Source organism: Pseudoalteromonas sp. MMG006, from assembly GCF_018101025.1.
In the GTDB taxonomy this organism is placed as follows: Bacteria; Pseudomonadota; Gammaproteobacteria; order Enterobacterales; family Alteromonadaceae; genus Pseudoalteromonas.
Genome location: NZ_JAGJEJ010000053.1, coordinates 1 through 797, shown reverse-complemented (window position 1 = coordinate 797; position 797 = coordinate 1). Strand labels below are relative to the sequence as shown.

1 protein-coding gene is annotated in these 797 nt (G+C 53.6%); it reads right to left on the bottom strand.

Annotation, left to right across the window (positions count from 1 at the left end; all coding sequences use genetic code 11):
• Positions 1-797: Ig-like domain-containing protein (locus J8L73_RS19145; protein WP_211019466.1), on the bottom strand; the 797-nt coding region annotated here is incomplete at both ends.

Sequence of the window (797 nt, the reverse complement as noted above, 5' to 3'; positions counted from 1 at the left end):
GTACCATTAATGGTTGGCGTGGTGTCGTTGGTATCAACCAAGGCATTAATGCTAATGCTTGGTGCATTCGTATCAAGCGTCGCGGTTTCACTTAATGTGGTGGTGTTACCGGCGCTATCGCTCACGCTGGCTTCAATGGTCAGCTCTCCATCAGCTAATGCAGTTGGTACATCTGCTGACCAACTGCCGTCGGCTTGTACTGTCGCGGTGAACGTTTCGGTTGTGGTGCCATCGCTCACACTGATGTTTATCACTGTGCCCGCTGGCGCATTGCTGCTTCCGCTGATTGTTGGCGTGCTGTCGTTGGTCGCGCCCACGGTATCCAGTGTCAATGTCGGCGCTAGGGTATCAAGCGTGCCTGATTGAACGGCGCCGCCAGTGTTCCCTGCCGCATCGGTAATGCTGGCTTGTACACTGTAGCCCCCATCTGGTAATTCAGGGCTAGTCGCTTGCCATTCACCGTTTGCATCAACGGTAGCGGTGATTGGATACTCATCACCATTACTGTCGGTAATAACAATGTTTACAACGGTGCCTTCTGGCTCTGTTGAGGTACCACTAACAACTGGCGTGCTGTCGTTGCCAAGGCCCAGTGCATCCACGCTCACAACCGGGGTGATGGTGTCCACATTACCACTGCTGTTTGCTGTACTCTCATTGCCTGCAGCATCCGTAATACTGGCGCTTACAGTAAAGTCACCTTGTGCAAGCGCACTGGGGATTTCAATATCCCAGTGACCATCACTTTCAACGGTGGTGGTGATGGTTTGCACGGCGCCGTCGCTGTCGGTCACGGT